The sequence below is a fragment of the Acidisphaera rubrifaciens HS-AP3 genome (assembly GCF_000964365.1).
Classification (GTDB): domain Bacteria; phylum Pseudomonadota; class Alphaproteobacteria; order Acetobacterales; family Acetobacteraceae; genus Acidisphaera; species Acidisphaera rubrifaciens.
Genome location: NZ_BANB01000105.1, coordinates 1 through 2,879 on the forward strand (window position 1 = coordinate 1; position 2,879 = coordinate 2,879).

Genomic DNA, 2,879 nt, shown 5'->3' on the forward strand with positions numbered 1-2,879 from the left:
CTCGCGGCCACGAAGGCGGCGAGGCAGCCGGCGGCCGGGGCGTCGTCCGGCAGAGGGGCACGGGCGACGCCGATCACCCGCGCCCCGGCGGCATGCGCGATCTGCGCCGCGGCACCGCCCACCCCGCCGCCGACGCCGATGACCGCCACCCACTCGCCGGGGCGCACCGCGCCGTATTCGACCATCCCCAGCCAGGCGGTGACGAAGTTCACGCCGACACAGGCGGCATCGTCGTGGCTCAGCCGCGCCGGCTTGCGTGTCAGCGCGGCGAGCGGCACCAGCAGCCGCTCGGCATGCGCGCCGTCCACGGTAAAGCCGATCTCGCCCCCGGTGCCCCAGACCGGCACGCCGCGCCACGCCTCCGGCCCGTCGATCACAACGCCGGAGAAGTCGCGGCCCGGCGTGCGCGGCAGCAGCGTGCCGTGCATCGCGCCGGCCACGTTCTTGACGTCGGACGGGTTGATCGACGTCGCCTTGACGGCGACCACCGCCGTCTCGCCCGGCCGCGCCACCGGATCGGGGACGTGACGCAGCGTCAGGACATCGGGCGGCCCGAAACGCTCGAAACGCAGGGCGCGCATCAGTCGGCGAGCGCCGCGGCCACCGCCGCGCGCAGCGCCGGCAGCACCTCCGCGCCGAACCAGGGATTGCGTGCCTCCCACCCCGTCGTGCGCCATGACGGATGCGGCAGCGGGAAGAAGCGGGGCAGGTGGCGCCGCCAGTCGCGCACCCGCTCGGTCATCGCGCCGCGGCCGAGGTAGTGCGTCTGGGCATAGGTGCCGACCAGCAGCGTCAGGCGGATCGCCGGCATCAGCGGCAGCAGCCGGGGCTGCCACCGCGCGGCGCAGCCCGGACGCGGCGGCGCATCGCCCCCGGCGGGCAGGCGCCCCGGGTAGCACAGCCCCATCGGCAGGATGGCGACGCGGCGTCCGTCGTAGAACGCCGCCTCGTCCATCCCGAGCCAGGTACGCAGCCGCACGCCGGAGGCATCGGTCCAGGGCGTGCCGGAGACGTGGACCCGCGTGCTCGGCGCCTGGCTCGCGATCAGCAGCCGGGCGGTGGCGGAGACGCGCAGCACCGGGCGCGGGCCGAGCGGCAGGTCGGTGCAGGCGCGGCACGCCCGCGCGGCCGCGGCCACGTCGTCCAGGGTTTCGGCCGTGCTCATGCCCGGCGGGCCAGGAGGTCAGCGACGAAATCCGGCACGATCCGGGTCGCCGGACCGTGGACGGCGCGGTCGACCAGATGCGTGCCCTCGGATGGTTCGAGGTTCAGCTCCACCGTCTCCGCCCGGCCGCGCACCTCGGCGACGAAGCCGGCGGCGGGATAGACGTTGCCGCTGGTGCCGATGCTGACGAACAGATCGCACCGGGCAAGTGCTGCCTCGATCGCATCCATGTGCAGCGGCATCTCGCCGAACCAGACGATGTGCGGCCGCATCCGCCCCATGGTCGCGCAGGCCGGGCAGGCGGTGGCCATGCCCAGATCCTCGTCCCAAGGATGGGTGGCGTCGCAGGCGCGGCACCAGGCGCGGCGCAGCTCGCCGTGCATGTGCAGCAGGCGCCGGCTGCCGGCGCGGTCGTGCAGGTCGTCCACGTTCTGCGTCACCAGCAGAAGCTCGCCCGGCCAGCGCCGATCCAGCTCGGCGAGTGCCAGATGCGCGGCGTTCGGCGCGACGTCCGCGAGCTGCGCGCGGCGCGCGTTGTAGAAGGCCTGCACCCGCTCCGGGTCGCGCCGATACGCCTCGGGCGTCGCCACGTCCTCGATCCGCACCTGCTGCCAGATGCCGTCCGGGTCGCGGAACGTGGCCAGCCCGCTCTCGCGGCTGATGCCGGCGCCGGTCAGGATGACGATGTTGGGCGCGCCGGTCTTGTTTGGTGCGTCGGTCATGCGAGCGCGTAATCCGCCTCGGCGGTATAGGCCGAGGCTTCCTTGCCGAGGCGGGAGCTGAACAGGGTGAAGTGCTCGATCGGCACCGGATCGGCGCGGAACAGGGCGTGCGCCTGCAGCCAGGCCACCAGCCGGTCGTCCGCCACGCCGTCCAGCCGGGCGATGGTGACATGCGGCAAGAAGCGCCGCCGCTCCGGCTCCAGCCCCGCGCGCTGCAACGCCGTCTCGATCTTGCCACGCAGGTGATCGAGCGCCGGGTTGCGCGCGACCCCGACATACAGAGCGTGCGGCCGGCCGGACTTCTCGTGCGCGCCGACACCCTCCAGCGTCAGCTCGAAGCCGCGGCCGCGCAGGCCGGCCAGGGCGGCGTCGATATCCTCCGCCCGATGGCCCGGCATCTCGCCGATGAAGCGGAGCGTGAGGTGATAATTCTCCGACGGCAGCCACCGCGCCCCCGGCACGCCGGCGGCCAGGTCCTCCAGCCGCTCGCGCAGCGTCCACGGCAGATCGAGCGCCACGAACAGCCTCATGACTTCCCCTCCGTCCCGCCCGTCCCGGGGTCGGCGCGCGCGAGGAGGTCGATCACGCGGGGCAGCAGCCGGGCGACCACGCGGCGCACGCCCTCCGGATTGGGGTGCAGCCCGTCGGCCTGGTTAAGCCCTGGCACCCGCGCCACCCCGGCGAGGAAGAACGGGTCGTAGATCACTCCCGGACGGCGGCCGAGCGCATCGAACGCCGCGCGATAGGCGCGTTCGTAGTCCGGCCCCATGTTGGGTGGCGCGTACATGCCGGCCAGCAGGACCGGGATGTGGCGGGCCGCGAGCGTGTCGAGGATGGCGGCGAGGTTTGCCTGCATCTGCCCCGGATCGGCTCCGCGCAGCCCGTCATTGGCACCGAGTTCGACGATCGCCGCCTGCGCCGCGTCCGCCGCGCCGGGATCGCCGAGCACCCAGTCGAGCCGCGCCCGCCCGCCGGCCGAGGTGTCGCCGGAC

Annotated in this window: 5 protein-coding genes; all 5 read right to left on the reverse strand. The window is 74.2% G+C overall.

Annotated features, from left to right (window positions below; translation table 11 throughout):
• Positions 1-581: quinone oxidoreductase family protein (locus B8460_RS04185; RefSeq protein WP_048860319.1), on the reverse strand; the 581-nt coding region annotated here is incomplete at its 3' end.
• Positions 581-1,165, reverse strand: coding sequence for a uracil-DNA glycosylase family protein (locus B8460_RS04190; RefSeq protein WP_048860320.1), 585 nt, complete (start codon positions 1,163-1,165; stop codon positions 581-583). The genes B8460_RS04185 and B8460_RS04190, both read right to left, overlap by 1 nt.
• Positions 1,162-1,887 carry an NAD-dependent deacylase gene (locus B8460_RS04195; RefSeq protein ID WP_048860321.1) on the reverse strand — a complete coding sequence of 242 codons (726 nt, stop codon included), beginning with the start codon at positions 1,885-1,887 and terminating at the stop codon, positions 1,162-1,164. Before B8460_RS04195 ends, B8460_RS04190 begins: the two co-directional genes overlap by 4 nt.
• Entirely contained in the window at positions 1,884-2,417 is a 534-nt protein-coding gene (gene thpR, locus B8460_RS04200) for an RNA 2',3'-cyclic phosphodiesterase (protein ID WP_048860322.1), read from the reverse strand. Before thpR ends, B8460_RS04195 begins: the two co-directional genes overlap by 4 nt.
• Positions 2,414-2,879 (reverse strand): GDSL-type esterase/lipase family protein (locus B8460_RS04205; RefSeq protein WP_048860323.1); only part of this gene is annotated, 466 nt, incomplete at its 5' end. The genes thpR and B8460_RS04205, both read right to left, overlap by 4 nt.